14 protein-coding genes are annotated in these 14,137 nt (G+C 60.6%); 10 read left to right on the forward strand and 4 right to left on the reverse strand.

The features are described 5' to 3' along the window. Positions 1 to 56 precede the first annotated feature (56 nt). From argH to ACL2XP_RS04835, 8 genes are all read left to right on the forward strand, one after another. Positions 57 to 1,484, forward strand: a complete 1,428-nt coding sequence (gene argH, locus ACL2XP_RS04800; RefSeq protein ID WP_413737423.1) for an argininosuccinate lyase — start codon at positions 57 to 59, stop codon at positions 1,482 to 1,484. A gap of 31 nt (positions 1,485 to 1,515) precedes the next feature. Continuing rightward, a complete protein-coding gene (locus tag ACL2XP_RS04805) occupies positions 1,516 to 2,385 on the forward strand; it encodes an amino acid ABC transporter permease (RefSeq protein ID WP_413737424.1) in 870 nt (289 codons plus the stop codon). Between the two features lie 12 nt (positions 2,386 to 2,397). Beyond that, on the forward strand, positions 2,398 to 3,162 hold the full coding sequence (locus ACL2XP_RS04810; protein WP_413737425.1) for an amino acid ABC transporter ATP-binding protein: 765 nt from the start codon (positions 2,398 to 2,400) through the stop codon (positions 3,160 to 3,162). A gap of 24 nt (positions 3,163 to 3,186) precedes the next feature. Next, positions 3,187 to 4,014, forward strand: coding sequence for an ABC transporter substrate-binding protein (locus ACL2XP_RS04815; protein WP_413737426.1), 828 nt, complete (start codon positions 3,187 to 3,189; stop codon positions 4,012 to 4,014). 58 nt (positions 4,015 to 4,072) lie between these two features. Beyond that, positions 4,073 to 4,921: a polysaccharide deacetylase family protein gene (locus ACL2XP_RS04820; protein WP_413737427.1), complete on the forward strand. Its 849-nt coding sequence runs from the start codon at positions 4,073 to 4,075 to the stop codon at positions 4,919 to 4,921. Further along, entirely contained in the window at positions 4,905 to 5,867 is a 963-nt protein-coding gene (locus ACL2XP_RS04825) for a polysaccharide deacetylase family protein (RefSeq protein WP_413737428.1), read from the forward strand. Before ACL2XP_RS04820 ends, ACL2XP_RS04825 begins: the two co-directional genes overlap by 17 nt. Then, positions 5,860 to 7,290 carry an MmgE/PrpD family protein gene (locus ACL2XP_RS04830; RefSeq protein WP_413737429.1) on the forward strand — a complete coding sequence of 477 codons (1,431 nt, stop codon included), beginning with the start codon at positions 5,860 to 5,862 and terminating at the stop codon, positions 7,288 to 7,290. The genes ACL2XP_RS04825 and ACL2XP_RS04830 overlap by 8 nt, the downstream gene beginning before the upstream one ends. A 93-nt stretch (positions 7,291 to 7,383) precedes the next feature. Next, positions 7,384 to 8,469 carry an iron-containing alcohol dehydrogenase family protein gene (locus ACL2XP_RS04835; protein WP_413737430.1) on the forward strand — a complete coding sequence of 362 codons (1,086 nt, stop codon included), beginning with the start codon at positions 7,384 to 7,386 and terminating at the stop codon, positions 8,467 to 8,469. Between the two features lie 13 nt (positions 8,470 to 8,482). Here the strand turns inward: ACL2XP_RS04835 and yddG are convergent, their stop codons facing one another. The 4 genes from yddG to ACL2XP_RS04855 all read right to left on the reverse strand — a co-directional run bounded on the left by yddG (position 8,483) and on the right by ACL2XP_RS04855 (position 12,901). Further along, positions 8,483 to 9,391 (reverse strand): aromatic amino acid DMT transporter YddG, encoded by a 909-nt coding sequence (gene yddG / locus ACL2XP_RS04840; RefSeq protein ID WP_413737431.1) that lies wholly within the window; start codon positions 9,389 to 9,391, stop codon positions 8,483 to 8,485. A gap of 295 nt (positions 9,392 to 9,686) precedes the next feature. Beyond that, the gene (locus ACL2XP_RS04845) at positions 9,687 to 9,833 is read right to left on the reverse strand and encodes a hypothetical protein (protein WP_413737432.1); all 147 of its coding nucleotides are present in this window, start codon (positions 9,831 to 9,833) and stop codon (positions 9,687 to 9,689) included. 171 nt (positions 9,834 to 10,004) lie between these two features. Next, a complete protein-coding gene (locus ACL2XP_RS04850) occupies positions 10,005 to 11,306 on the reverse strand; it encodes an anaerobic C4-dicarboxylate transporter (RefSeq protein WP_413737433.1) in 1,302 nt (433 codons plus the stop codon). A gap of 707 nt (positions 11,307 to 12,013) precedes the next feature. Next, complete coding sequence (locus ACL2XP_RS04855) at positions 12,014 to 12,901, reverse strand: LysR family transcriptional regulator (protein WP_413737434.1); 888 nt, start codon at positions 12,899 to 12,901, stop codon at positions 12,014 to 12,016. Between the two features lie 145 nt (positions 12,902 to 13,046). Here ACL2XP_RS04855 and ACL2XP_RS04860 point away from each other — a divergent pair, with 145 nt between their 5' ends. Then, entirely contained in the window at positions 13,047 to 13,274 is a 228-nt protein-coding gene (locus tag ACL2XP_RS04860) for a hypothetical protein (RefSeq protein WP_413737435.1), read from the forward strand. A 325-nt stretch (positions 13,275 to 13,599) separates the two neighbouring features. Next, complete coding sequence (locus ACL2XP_RS04865; protein ID WP_413737436.1) at positions 13,600 to 14,124, forward strand: GNAT family N-acetyltransferase; 525 nt, start codon at positions 13,600 to 13,602, stop codon at positions 14,122 to 14,124. Positions 14,125 to 14,137 lie beyond the last annotated feature (13 nt).

Consider the following 14,137-nt stretch of genomic DNA (forward strand, 5'->3'; position numbering starts at 1 on the left):
GCTCTGCGTTGCCCAACGGAAATATTGCAATATCCATGCCATGAAAGGAGTAATCCATGCCACATCCGGTAGATCGTCTTTGGGGCGCGCGTTTCAACAGCGGTCCGGCCGCCGCGCTCAGCGCGCTGTCGCGCAGCCCCGACGCCTATTTTGCCCTGGCCGCCTATGATCTGGCGGGTTGCCGCGCCCATGCCTACGAATTGCGGCGCGCCGGACTGCTGGACGAGCGGGAAACCGCCCTGATGGTGGAAGCCATCGCCGGGCTGGCCGACGACTATCGGCAGGGATTGGCGCAGCCCAGCGCCGACGATGAGGATGTACATACCTTCATTGAACGCATGCTCACCGAACGGCTGGGCGAATTGGGCGGCAAGCTGCGCGCCGGCCGCTCGCGCAATGACCAGACCGCCAACGATCTCAGGCTTTACCTGCGCGATAACGCCCGCAAAATCGTCAGCGCGCTGCTGGAGCTGCAAACGGCGCTGGTGGCGCAGGCGCAGCGGCACATCGACAGCGTCGCCCCCGGTTTCACCCACTTACAGCAGGCCCAGCCCATTGTTTTCGGCCATCAGCTCATGGCCCACGCCCAGTCGTTCGCCCGCGATGTGGAGCGTATCCAGGACTGGGATAAACGCTGCGCGCTGTCGCCGCTGGGGGCCGCCGCCATGGCCGGTTCGGCGATCGCCATGCATCCCGAAATGGCGGCCAGGGACCTGGGCTATGACGGGGCCTGCGAAAACTCCATCGATGCGGTGGCCAGCCGCGATCACGTGGCCGAATTTTTATTCGCCGGCGGCATGCTCGGCGTCAATCTCTCCCGGCTGTGCGAAGAGGTGTGCCTGTGGGCGTCGCGCCAGTTCCGCTGGGTGGCGCTGGATGATGGCTACGCCACCGGCAGCTCGATCATGCCGCAGAAGAAAAACCCCGATATCGCCGAGCTGACCCGGGGTAAAAGCGGACGGCTGATCGGTAATGTGACGGCCATGCTGGCCACGATGAAAAGCCTGCCGCTCTCCTACAACCGCGATCTGATCGAAGATAAGCGCAACGCCATGGATACCGTGGAACAACTGCTGCTGGTGCTGCCGGCCATGGCCGGCATGATCGAAACCATGACCGTCGATCGCGCCCGCCTGCGCGAGCAGGCGCCCCGGGGGTTCACCCTGGCCACCGAAGTGGCGGACTGGCTGTCCCGGCGCGGCGTGCCTTTCAAGGAAGCCCATGAAATCACCGGCAGGCTGGTGCAACTGTGCGAACGGCAGCAACTGGCGCTGGAGCAGCTCAGCGACGCCCAGCTGGCGCAGGTGGATGCGCGGCTGACGGCGCAGGTGCGCGATTGCCTGACCCTGGAGGCGGCGATTAACGCGCGCAGCGCCTACGGCGGCACCGCGCCGGCCCGCGTGGCCGAACAAATCGACCGGCTGCGGGCGAAGCTGGCGGCGCAAGCCCGGTGGGTGGGCGGCTACGCCGGCCTCTCGCTGTAATCTTTGTTATTGCTAGGCTCGGGAGCGACTTATGACTGACCTGCGACACCCGGACGGCGGCGACCAGCCGCCGATGATTAATTTCAGCGAATATCAGCATGTGCCGCAGCGTTACTACGGGCGGATTTTCTCCTCGGTGATTATTCTGGCGCTGCTGGCCCTGTTGGTTAACGCCTTTGCCCACGGCAAGATCGAGTGGCGGTTTGTCGGGCAGTTCCTTACCGCCAAAGCCATTTTGTTCGGCCTGGGCAATACCATTGTGATGTCGATCCTGGCGATGCTGCTGGGGGTTATTTTCGGCGTGATCATCGCGGTGATGCGCATGTCGCACAACCCGGTGCTGCGCGCGGTGGCCGTCGGCTATACCTGGATTTTCCGCGGCACCCCGCTGATATTGCAGTTGCTGCTGTGGTTTAACCTGGCGCTGATCTTTCCGGTAATGGGCATCCCGGGCCTGTTCAGCTTTCAGACCGTCGATATCATGACGCCGTTTATGGCCGCGCTGCTCGGATTGAGCATCAACCAGGGCGCCTACACTTCGGAAGTGGTGCGCGCCGGGCTGCTGTCGGTGGACCTGGGCCAGTATGAAGCCGCCAAAACCATCGGCATGACCCGCCTGCACGCCCTGCGCCGCATTATCCTGCCGCAAGCGATGCGGGTCATTATCCCCCCCATAGGCAACGAATTTATCAGCATGGTCAAGACCACCAGCCTGGCCAGCATGATCCAATATTCCGAGCTGCTGTATAACGCCCAGACCATTTATTTTGCCAACGCGCGGGTCATGGAACTGCTGTTTGTGGCCGGCATCTGGTATCTGGTGGCGGTGACCTTGCTGTCCCTCGGCCAGAACCGGCTGGAACGTTTTTACGGGCGCGGTACCCAGCGCCGCGACCGCTAGCGGGAGGATCGGATGAAAAACATTATCAGGGCGGTCAACGTCAATAAATATTTCGACCAATTCCAGGCGCTGAAAAATATCAACCTGGAGGTGAAATACGGCGAGGTGCTATGCGTTATCGGGCCATCCGGTTCCGGGAAAAGCACTTTTTTACGCTGCATCAACCAATTGGAGCGCATCGACGGCGGCGGTATCTGGGTGGATGACGAATTGATCGGTTATCGCATCGACGGCAAAAAGCTGTATCCGCTCAATGATCGCCAGATTTCCCGCCAGCGCCTGAAAACCGGCATGGTGTTCCAGCGCTTTAACCTGTTTCCCGATAAAACCGCGCTGCAAAATATCATTGAAGGGCCGACCCAGGTGTTGCTGCGCCCGGTGAAGGAGGCCAAAGAAGAAGCCATGGCGCTGTTGGAAAGAGTGGGGCTGGCCCATAAACGCGATGCTTATCCGCTGGAATTATCCGGCGGCCAGCAGCAGCGGGTGGCCATCGCCCGGGCGCTGGCCATGAAACCCAAATTGATGCTGTTCGACGAACCCACCTCCGCCCTCGATCCGGAGATGGTGGGGGAGGTGCTGGCGGTAATGCGCGGCCTGGCCGCGGAGGGCATGACCATGATCGTCGTTACCCATGAATTGGGTTTTGCCCGGGAAGTGGCCAATCGCGTGGTCTTTATGGACGAAGGCGGAATTATTGAAAGCGGCAATCCGGAAGACGTTTTGCTTAATCCCCAGAATCCGCGGACGCAGAATTTTATCTCTGCCGTCCTGATTTAATCACTTTAACTTGAGAATCCGTCCATGAAAAAAACGCTGTTGTCCCTGTTATCCGCCGGTATGTTGCTGAATGCGCTGGCCGGTCTCCAGACCGCCGGCGCCGCGGAGCTGGCGCAAAAAGAAGAAATCAAGGTGGCGATGATGCCCAACTACCCGCCGCTGGAGTTCAAGGACCCCGCTACCGGGGAATTGACCGGCATGGATTACGATCTGGGCATGGAGATTGGCAAACGCCTGAACCGCAAAATCAGCTGGCAGGAAATCGGCTTCGAACAGATGGTGAACGCGGTGGCCACCAAGCGTATCGATATGATCCTCTCCGGCATGACCGACACCAAGGCGCGCCAGCCGGTGGCCACCTTTGTGGATTACTATCATAGCGGGCCGCAGTTCTACACCACCGTCGCCCATAAAGAAATCACCCAGATGCTGGATCTGTGCGGCAAAAAAGTAGGCACCAGCCGACGTACCACCTTCCCGGCGGAAATCGCCGCCTGGAGCCAGGCCAACTGCGAGGCCGCCGGCAAACCGGCCATTGTCGTGGTGGGCGCCGAAGGCACCGCCGATGCCCGCACCCAGCTGCGCCAGGGACGTATCGACGGCGTAGTGCAGGGCAGTGAAACCCTGCCTTATATCATGAACCTGGAAAAGGATACCTATAAACCCCTCGGCAAGGCGTTTGCCTACCAGGTTACCGGCATGGGCATCGCCAAAGACGATACGACGCTGATCGAGGGCGTGAAATCGGCCCTGACCGCCATGATCGCCGACGGCACCTACCTGAAGATCCTCACCAAATGGGGCATGCAGGACGGCGCCATCACGGAAGTGACCATCAACAGCGGCAAATAACCGCCTGCTGCGATAGCCGCGCCGCGCTGGCGCGGCGTGCTGAACGGGGTAACGATCCATGTCTTGCACCTCAATCCGCTGGCCCGGCGGTAAAACGGGCTGTATGGCGCTGGCGTTCGATCTCGACGGCCCTACCGGCGACGCCATGCTTAACGGCAGCATCTGGCAAAAAGCGGATTACTTCACCTTCGGCGGTTACGGCCCGTTCCGGGCGCTGGGGCGCATTCTCGATCTGCTGGACGCGCACCGGTTGCCCGCCACGTTTTTTATTCCGGCCTGGGTGGTGGAGAACTGGCCGGCGCAGTGCCGGGCCATCGTCGAGCAGGGCCATGAGGTGGCTTATCACGGCTACCGCCACGAATCCTTTTACGCCCTGAGCGTCGCCCAGCAGCGCTGGGTGATGGATACGTCCAGGGAGATTTTCTGGCAAGTGCTGGGTATCCGCGCCGAGGGTTTTCGCACCCCCTCCGGCGACTGGCATCAGGAAACCCCGGCCATGCTGTTGGACGCGGGCGTAACGTATTCGAGCAGCATGCGCGGCGATGACCGGCCTTACCTGATCGGGGTCGCGGGCCAGGACCGGCCGCTGGTGGAAATTCCCGGCCGCTGGGAGCTGGATGATTATGCTTCGCTGGCCTATACCCGCGAGCCAAATTTCCCCTCGGGTCTGGATCGCACCGCCGGTTATGCGCTGACGCTGGATAACTGGCGCCGTGAATTCGACGGCGCGATGAACGAGGGGCTAAGCCTGACCACGCTGTTTCATCCAAAAATTTCCGGCAAGCCGGGCCGCATTATGCTGCTCGACCAATTTTTCGACCATTTGCGCAGCCGGGACGACGTTTGGTTCGCCCGCTGCCGGGACGTGGCGCAATGGTGGCTACAGGAGCATGGCGATGAGCATTGAGGCGGGTTCCGGCCCCTGGCCGCGGGGCAAGCGCTGCGCGGTGGTGGTGAGCGTGGATTTTAATGATATCCACGGCATTGTGCATCAGGTGCCGGCGGTGGCCGGCCGCGAGAAAAGCCTGTCGGTATGGCGTTATGGCACGCAGCGCGGTATCGATCGGTTGCTGCGGCTGCTGGCGGACAAACGGGTCGCCGGCAGCTGGTGCCTGCCGGGCATCGTGGCCGAAGAGCATCCCGGGCGGGTCAGCCAGATCCAGCAGGGCGGCCATGAGCTGGCCGGCTGCGGGTATCGGTTTGAGCATTTTGATACGCTGTCCCTGGACGAACAGATCGTAAGCGTAAGGCGCGGCAACGCCGCCATCGGCAATATCACCGGCCGCGCGCCGCAGGGGTTTCGCCTGCCCGCGGGCAACTGGGACGCCGGACTGCCAGACGCGCTGGCGGCCGAAGGCATCCGCTGGACATCGGGCTGGCGCGGCGACGATTTGCCCTATTTTCATACGCTGAGTCCGCGGCCGCCGGATCGGCCCCGGCTGGTGGAATTGCCCCTGCACTATGAGCTGGAAGACGAACCCTATTTCGCCTTTAACCTCAGCCCGGCGGTGCCGCCGGCCCAGTCGCGCATCGCCTCCTACAGCCAGACCCTCGGTAATATGAAAATGGACTTTGACGGCTTTTACCGCTTCGGCCTGTGTTATGTGCTGCGCCTGCATCCCGAAGTCATAGGTACCGCCGGACGGATCGGCGTATTGGCCGAATTGCTGGATTATATCGCCGCCCATCCCGATGTCTGGATCGCCACCGCCGCCCAGGTGGCCGACTGGTGGCAGTCCAGCCAGCCGGACAACGACCCCGCGCATCCCGCCGAAGTTTGGCGGCGGCATACCGTCGCTGGTCCCCGCGGCCAATCCGCCGGCAATAACGACAGGAGGCTGCCCAATGTCTAAACTAGCCCGGGAGAATGCGGCGCCGGGGAGTTCCGGCGGGGATGCATGCGCCAATCCCCAGCAGGCGCTGGTCGATTTTGTTACCGGCGCGGCATTTGACGCCCTGCCGCCGGCGCTGGTTGAACGCTGTAAACGGCATATTCTCGATACGCTGGGGGCGGCACTGGCGGGCGCGACCAGCCAGGTGGCGCAGGATATGACCCGGTTGCTGGAAATGGAGGAGGCCGCGCCGCAGTCGCCGGTCTGGGGCACCGGCCTGGCCACTTCGGCGCGTAATGCGGCATTGCTTAACGGTATTGCCGCCCATGCGCTGGAACTTGATGACACCGGCGGCTGCGATCACTCCGGCGCCGTGGTGATCCCGGCCCTGCTGGCGATCTTGCCGCTTTGTCCGCGGCCGGTGAGCGGGCGTGAGCTGATTTGCGCCACGGTGATTGGCTACGATGTGGCGCGCCGGGTACTGGAGGCCTGCGGCGGTTATTCCGCCCACAACGGCGCCGGCTGGCATTCCACCGCCACCTGCGGCGTATTCGGCGCGGCGGCGGCGGCGGCCCGTCTGCTTGGCCTGGGGACGGCGCAGGTCAGTTCGGCCCTGGGCGTGGCCGGCAGTTTCAGCGGCGGGCTGTGGGGGTTTATCCACGACGGTTCGCAAAGTAAAAAACTGCACGCCGGACGCGCCGCCGAGGGCGGCGTGCTGGCGGCGCTGTGCGCCATGCGGGGGATTACCGGGCCGGGGGCGCTGTTCGACGATCGCTGGGGCGGGTTTCTCGCCACCTTTGCCGCCGGCAGCGCGGTTCCCGAGGCGTTGACCGAACGGCTGGGACGGGTATGGAAGCTGGAGCGCTGTTCCATTAAACCCTATGCTTCGTGCCGCGGCACCCATGCGGCCATCGACGCCGCCGGGCTGCTGCTCGGACGATTGGGCGCCGGCGGCGATGAGATCGCGGCCATCGAGGTGCGGCTTTGTCCATTCCTCAACGATATGTGCGGCAATACCCATATCCAGACGCTGGCGGCCGCGCAGATGAGCCTGCCCTACGCGGTGGCGGCGCGGCTGGTATTCGGCCACGCCGGCCTGGATGCCTATGGGGAACTCCAGCGCCGCGATCCCCGCCTGCTGGCCATGATGGCCCGCATCACTTTACTGGTCGATCCGGCGCTTAGCGCCGACGGCGAGCCGGAAATCACTCTGCTGACCCGGGACGGGGACCGTCTGTCGCTGCGGGTGGAGGTGGCGCTGGGCAATCCCGCCAATCCCGTCAGCGACCGGCAATTACGTGATAAATTTTTATCCCTGGCGGCCAGGGCATTACCGGTAACTCAGGCGCAGGCCCTGTGGGCGCGGGGCATGGCCCTTGAGGGCGAAGATGATATCAGCGCGCTGGTCCCCCTGCTTATCCCCAATCAGCGGGATTTTATCTGAGGTCCGGATCGCATTGATTTTAGCGTGCCGGCGCGCCGCGCCGGCTAACGCCGAGCGTATTTTTTAGCAGGCAACACCATGGAGAAGCCGTACATGCAAGCACAGACCATCATTTTCCCGGCGCAAATCCTGCGCGGCCCGGGCATGTTGTCCCGCCTGGACGAAGTCTGCCGGAAGCTCGGCCGGCGCGCGCTGCTGATCGGCGGCCACCAGGCCCTGGCGGCGGTGGGGGACGGCGTTAAACAGCAGTTGGCCGCCGGTCCGGTGGCGCTGATCGGCAGCGCATGGTTTGGCGGGGAATGCAGCGATACGCATATCCAGCGCCTGACGCGGCGGGTAGCGGAGCTGAATATCGACCTGATTATCGCCGCCGGCGGCGGCAAGGCCCTGGATACCTGTAAAGCGGTGGGGGCGGCCGGCAATGTGCCCGTCGTGGCCGTACCGACCATTGCCGCCACCTGCGCGGCGGTGACGCCGCTGACCATCCGCTACTATGACGACGGCCGGTTCCGCGATCTCTATCCATTGCCGCAGGCGCCGGCGGCGGTGATCATCGACAGCGACTTGCTGGCGCGGGCGCCGCTGCGCTGGCTGGCGGCCGGACTCGGGGATACGCTGGCCAAATGGTATGAATTTCGCGCCATCAGCAGCCAAGGCGCCGGACTGGTGGGGATCGCCCGCTCTTCGCAGGCCAATAGCCTGATTTGCTACGATCTGATCGCGGCCTACGGTGCGGCGGCTTGCCAGGCGGTGCGCAACGGCCGGGCCGATGCGCAGCTCGACCAGGTGCTGGACGCTATTTTCATGTTCGCCGGCCTGACGTCGCTGATGAGCAACGGCGCCCACGCCGCCGCCTCCCATGCCATCTATGAAGGATTTACCGTCTGCGCGAAAACCCGTGATTTCGGCCACGGCCTGCTGGTGGGGTTTGGCAACCTGTGCCTGCTGGCGCTGGAAGAACGACCGGATGACGACCTGCGCGCGGCGCTGACGCTGGCGCGGGACTGCGCGGTGCCGCTGCGGTTAAGGGAGATAGCCGAGTTGACCCGCGACGAGCTGGACGGCATCGTGCAGGCTTCGCTGCACGCGCCGGATATGGCCAATATGCCGGGCAAGGTCACCGCGGAACGCCTGTACGCGGCCATCGCGCGGGTGGAGGCGCTGGCGGATACGCTGTAACCGGTCCGCCGGTTCAGGCGGGTTTGGTGTTTTTACGCCGGGTCGCCACCCAGCACAGCAGCGACCCGGCGGTGACCATCAATACGCCCAGCCAGAACGACAGCGTGAGCTGGGTATGCAATACCAGTCCGGCCACCAGGGAGGAGAGTACCGGCGTGAAATAGGACGCGGTGGCCAGCAGCATCAAGTTGCCGCGCATAATGCCGCGGTTCCACGCCCAGTACGCCACCGCCGAGGCGGCGCTCGCCAGCATAAACCGCAGGGCGACCGGCAAATCCACCCGCATCCCGCTTTCATTGCTCAGCGCATATTGCACCCACAGCGTTACCGCCGTCAGGATAAAAAACAGCGTGACCCCGTCCTTGCCCTGCGCCCAGCGCTTGGTCGCATTGCAATAGACCGCCCAGATAATCGCGCCGCAAAAGGCCAGGCCATAACTCAGCGGGTTGGTCAGCACATTGTGCCCGATACGCTGCAGCGACCAGCCGCCTTCGCCCCCCATGATCCAGCCGATGCCGTACAGGCACAGCAGCAGTCCCGGTACGATCCAGCCGTTGGCTTTTTCGCCGTTAAGCACCACGGCCATCAAAATGGTAAAGCTGGGCCAGAGATAATTAACCATGCCGATCTCGATCGCCTGGGCGCGGTCGTTGGCATAACCCAGGGCCAGCGCCAAACATATCTCATAGCTGGCAAACAGGATGCCGCCAAAAATCAAATAGAGGCGGGGGAAGGTACGCAGCGAAGGAAACCCGACCAGCACCAGCAGCATCAGCGCGCTAACGCTATAGATCACGGCAGCCCCGCCGATGGGCCCCAATGCTTCGCTGACGCTTCTTATCAATCCTACCGTGCTGCTCCAAAGCACAATGGCCAGTAATCCCAGCAGGGTTGCCTTACCCTTGGGCGACACCAACAACATTTTTCCACCTCTTGCCGCTAATCCATCGTAGCCGGCCGGTATCCCTGCGCGGGATATCGTCGGGAGAAGACGTTGTCTTCGGTCCCGGCGCCGTTTCGTTTGCCAGATTATTTATACGGTTAATGGCCGGGGCCGGCAACCGAATGCATACGTAAAGTCTTTTTTAGTGGCGCGGTTGGATGCGATGGATAGCGGGTAAAAAAAATCAGGAGGGCATAAAAAAGCAAAGGCGATAGGACCCAAGCCCTATCGCCTTTGTAACATAATGAAAATTTTTGTATTAGTTTGCCGGGTTTTACTCTGCGGTATTTACGTGAGCATTATTGCTCTGGCTTACCGGGTAAGTATGGGCATAGCTCTGGTAGTCAGCGTTGTTTGCCATGGCTACGGCTGGGATCATCATGGTTGCGATCAGGCTGAGTGCTGCGATTGTCTTTTTCATAATTGATATCCTATGTATCTAGTGTGTGAGTGTGAAAGCGTTTTGCTTTCGATGAACAAATAATAACGCTCATTAATAAAATAGGATATCAAATAAATTTGCTGTTGTAGTTCAAAAAAAATGAACAATAGCGCACGGGCAAACAGGGGGATTTCCCCCCTATTCCGTGACTTACAGAATCACGCTGCCGAGCAGGAACCCCAGGATGACGGAGAATGTCACGCCCATGGTGCCGGGGATAAAAAACGGATGGTTAAAAACAAAACGGCCGATGCGGGTGGTGCCGGTATCATCCATTTGCACCGCCGCCACCAGGGTGGGGTAGGTGGGCAGGATAAACAGCCCGGAAACCGCGGCGAACGACGCCACCACGGTGAGCGGACTGACATTAAGCGCCAGCGCCATCGGCATCAGCGCCTTGGCGGTGGCCGCCTGCGAATACAGCAGCGCGGAACAAAAGAAGAAAATCACGGCCAGCAGCCAGGGATGGCTCTGGATAACCGCGCCCGCCGTCTCTTTAATCCAGCCGAGATTGGCCTGCACAAACGTATCGCCCAGCCATGCCACGCCTAAAATACAGATACAGGCGCTCATGCCCGCCTTAAAGGTACTGGAGGTGAGCACCGCATCGGTACTGACGGAGCATGCCATGGTGGTCACCGTCGCGACGCTCAGCATGATAATCAGAATGGCGCTGGTGGTGGTCATAATCGGCGTGGCGACCAGTCCCAGGCCCGGGCTGTTGATAATGGCGTAAGCGACCACCCCCAGCACGCCCGCCAGGAATAGCAGTACGGACATTTTTGCCCTGGGTTTTATCGTCACCACCTTGTTGCCGCGCAATGACACCAGTCCTTCTTCCAGGCGCTTGATATAGACCGGGTCGGTGGACAATTTGGAACTAAACAGCCAACTGACCAGGATCGACATCAACAGCATGCCGCAGAAGGTTGACGGGATCACTACCATCAACAGGTGGATATAGCTGACGCCATGCCCCTCCAAAACCGAGGACATATACACTACCGCGGCCGAAATAGGGGAGGCGGTAATGGCTATCTGCGCTGAAACCACCGCGGTGGAAAGCGGCCGGCAGGGTTTAATGCCCTGTTCTTTGGCCACCTCCGCGATGACCGGCAATGCGGAAAGCGAGATATTGCCGGTGCCGGCGAATATCGTCAGGAAATAGGTCACGACCGGGGCCAGGATAGTAATATGCTTGGGGTTTTTGCGCAGGATTTTCTCGGTTTGCTGTACCAGGTAATCCATGCCGCCGGCGACCTGCATGGCGGCGATCGCCGCGATAACCGCCATGATGATGGAAATCACGTCAAAAGGAATGCTGCCGGGATGCACGCCTATGACCGCCAGGGCCAACACCCCCAGCCCGCCGGCAAAACCGATGCCGATACCCCCCAGGCGCGCGCCGAGGAAAATAGCCAGTAATACGATAATCAGTTCCAGAGCTAACATAAAGTGACCCCGCTCGACATAATCGTTCTCCTTAAAATTTTGGTGGGATACAAAATTTATTGCGAAAGACATCCTCCCGGCATGGCATGTGGGATAGAAGGCCTTATGGGCTATAACTGCCGCTTGTCAGGTCGGTAAAATAGGGTTATTTAGCGTTTTGGCAAACATATTCACCACTATTGTAGTTGTTTGCCTAATCATATGCTGGTTATAGAGAAATACATGACCCTGGATCACTATCTGCCGTTACTGAGTTGAAACGATTCGATATCTGCGATTTCCTTCACAATTTAGCCTAAAACCACACCACTACCCGCGTTAACCAATGCGGCGCGGCGGGCATGGGCTGAAACCAGGCAAAACCGCGTGGCGCCAGGGATGAATTCTGAAAAAGGGGAATTTGCGGACGTAATGAGGGCGCGTCGCTATCGGACGGTCGTTATCGGACAAAAGCCCGCCTACGAGTGGGCTTTTGTCCGATCGTGATGCTCCTGGCGATGAGTTACCACTACGGCTACTATCGTCATCACAATGGCATATAGCACAAAAGCTGCAACGATAATCATGATGGTCACCTCCTGTTATTAATTGTAAAACTAGATCAAATAGCGAGGTGGGATTTAGCGAATAATGCTGAAGTTTTGACGTAAGATCACAGTTTGACCATGGCCGCGCCCCGGGCGGCGTATCGGCAAACAAAGCCTGGTTCACAATGAAAAATCGGCTTCATCGACCATGGCGATAAACCGGTCGCGCAGCGGGTCCGCCAACCGGGGGTTCCATACCATGCCCATATCCCACCGGGCATAGGGGCCGTGCAGGGCGATTAGCTCAATACCGGCGGGGGCGATATGCACCGCGCTGTCCGGCACGATGGCCACGCCGACTCCCGCGGCAACCAGCGCCATAATGGTCTGCAGATCCCGGCTTTGCTGTACCACATTCGGCATGACATTATTCGCTGCCAGAAACTGCGCCACCTGACGATACAGGCCCGGTCCCTTTTCCGGCAGCAGTTTAATCAGCGGTTGTGAATCCAGAATTTTATAATCCCGGTTTTTATCCAGCCGGCCGGCCAATGAAGACTTCTGCTTCACGGCCAGCGCCAGGGATTCGCCGACCAGCCTGCGCCCGACCAGCGGCGGCGTTACCGGCAGGCGCATAAAGGCCAATTGCAGCTGGCCGCTGAGCAGTTGCGCGATTTGCTGCGACGAAGGAATATCCTCCAGGCTGACGATGATATCCGGATAAGCGCGGCGAAAGCGCGCGACCATCACCGGGGCGATTTTAATCCCTGAAATGCCAAACCCCAGCGCCAGATTGCCCGTGGTCCCCTGCGCGACATTGCCGGCATACGCCAGCAACGCATCCGACTGTTCCACCAGTTCGCGGGCTTTGCCGCGCATCAGTTCCCCCGCGTGGGTGAGCTGGGCGCCGTACCTGCCGCGCGCAAACAGGGTAACCCCCAGATCGTTTTCCAGCGTCCGGATCTGTTTGGACAGCGCGGGCTGGGTAATAAACAGCCGCAGCGCCGCCGCGCGATAATTTTGGGTTTCCGCGAGGACGATAAAAGCACGTAGCAGACGAGTATCCATTCCAATCGGTTATCAAAAGAAGAATTTAAGTGATTATATTTCAATCAGTTTTTGGTATCTACTGCTTTTATGCCATGGCGGGCGGGCCTGTGATAACCATCACGCCCCACGCCGTTGCCATCACACCATCACACCGCTGGAGGCCATGATGAACCAACGCTATTTTATTTTTTTGCTTAAGGACGGGGTAGTTACGCCGCAATCGCTGGAAGACCCGGACGCGGGGACGATTATTCGCGCGGTATTACTGCAACAGTTCGCTATTTCTCCCATTCATATCCGCGCAGCGGATAATCATCAGGCGCTGGCGGAATTCCAGCGCCTGACCGCCGGCCAACCGGCCGCCGCCGACCTGGCGGTGACGGTCTATTAAGTCAGCCCGCCGGGCCGGCGGCCGTAAACCGCGATCGCTGGCTGAGCGCGATAGCTGCGCCGTAAGGCCCTAAGCGGCGGCGATGTCTTCTGGCGCTACTATTTATTTCCCGGCTACCGGCCCGCTGGCAGGGCCGGCAGTCTGGAAACTTGCACCGGCATATGTTATCAATCCCATGCATCCTGACATTCCATATTGCCGGCCGACGGCAATATTATCTGTGACGGAATCGATGGCGGGACCTGTGGCGCATGCCATGGGGCAGGCGGCGCGGTACCGCGGCGGTAATCCGGTGCGGTTATGGTTTATGGCAATAGGTGAGATCATGAATTTATTGGTAGCGCAGGACATGGACCTTGACGAGGCGGCCGAACTTGTCAACCAGGCTTACAGAAGCACGGCGGTGCCGGGGTGGACCAGCGAAGTGGGGTTGATCGACGGCCCCCGCACCAACCGGCAATCCCTGGCCGAAATGATCGCCAATGGCGCATCGACCCTGCTGCTCGCCAGGGACGGCGTTTCCGGCCGGCTGTCTGGCTGCGTCGCCCTCACCCCGCGACGGCACGGCGAGTGGTATCTCTCGATGCTGGCCGTCGGACCGCAGGCGCAGGCTACCGGTCTGGGTAAGTCCATCATGGCCGGCGCGGAAAAATTCGCCCGCGGCGCCGGCGCCCATACGCTGAAAATTTCGGTCATCAATCTGCGGCTACCCCTGATTGAATGGTATGAACGGCTGGGATTTGCGCGTACCGGACAAACGGAACCCTTTCCTTATGACGATACCAACGTGGGGGCGCCGCTGCGCGACGATTTGGTGTTGGTCGCGCTAACTAAATCGTTAACGATTTGACCGGCGGCCAGCA

Origin of the sequence: Sodalis sp. RH21 (assembly GCF_047324175.1) — a bacterium.
In the GTDB taxonomy this organism is placed as follows: Bacteria; Pseudomonadota; Gammaproteobacteria; order Enterobacterales; family Enterobacteriaceae; genus Acerihabitans.

Coding starts and splice junctions, on each gene's coding strand:
- argH (WP_413737423.1), top strand. CDS start 57: ATGCCACATCCGGTAGATCGTCTTTGGGGCGCGCGTTTCAACAGCGGT.
- ACL2XP_RS04805 (WP_413737424.1), top strand. CDS start 1,516: ATGACTGACCTGCGACACCCGGACGGCGGCGACCAGCCGCCGATGATT.
- ACL2XP_RS04810 (WP_413737425.1), top strand. CDS start 2,398: ATGAAAAACATTATCAGGGCGGTCAACGTCAATAAATATTTCGACCAA.
- ACL2XP_RS04815 (WP_413737426.1), top strand. CDS start 3,187: ATGAAAAAAACGCTGTTGTCCCTGTTATCCGCCGGTATGTTGCTGAAT.
- ACL2XP_RS04820 (WP_413737427.1), top strand. CDS start 4,073: ATGTCTTGCACCTCAATCCGCTGGCCCGGCGGTAAAACGGGCTGTATG.
- ACL2XP_RS04825 (WP_413737428.1), top strand. CDS start 4,905: ATGGCGATGAGCATTGAGGCGGGTTCCGGCCCCTGGCCGCGGGGCAAG.
- ACL2XP_RS04830 (WP_413737429.1), top strand. CDS start 5,860: ATGTCTAAACTAGCCCGGGAGAATGCGGCGCCGGGGAGTTCCGGCGGG.
- ACL2XP_RS04835 (WP_413737430.1), top strand. CDS start 7,384: ATGCAAGCACAGACCATCATTTTCCCGGCGCAAATCCTGCGCGGCCCG.
- yddG (WP_413737431.1), bottom strand. CDS start 9,391: ATGTTGTTGGTGTCGCCCAAGGGTAAGGCAACCCTGCTGGGATTACTG.
- ACL2XP_RS04845 (WP_413737432.1), bottom strand. CDS start 9,833: ATGAAAAAGACAATCGCAGCACTCAGCCTGATCGCAACCATGATGATC.
- ACL2XP_RS04850 (WP_413737433.1), bottom strand. CDS start 11,306: ATGTTAGCTCTGGAACTGATTATCGTATTACTGGCTATTTTCCTCGGC.
- ACL2XP_RS04855 (WP_413737434.1), bottom strand. CDS start 12,901: ATGGATACTCGTCTGCTACGTGCTTTTATCGTCCTCGCGGAAACCCAA.
- ACL2XP_RS04860 (WP_413737435.1), top strand. CDS start 13,047: ATGATGAACCAACGCTATTTTATTTTTTTGCTTAAGGACGGGGTAGTT.
- ACL2XP_RS04865 (WP_413737436.1), top strand. CDS start 13,600: ATGAATTTATTGGTAGCGCAGGACATGGACCTTGACGAGGCGGCCGAA.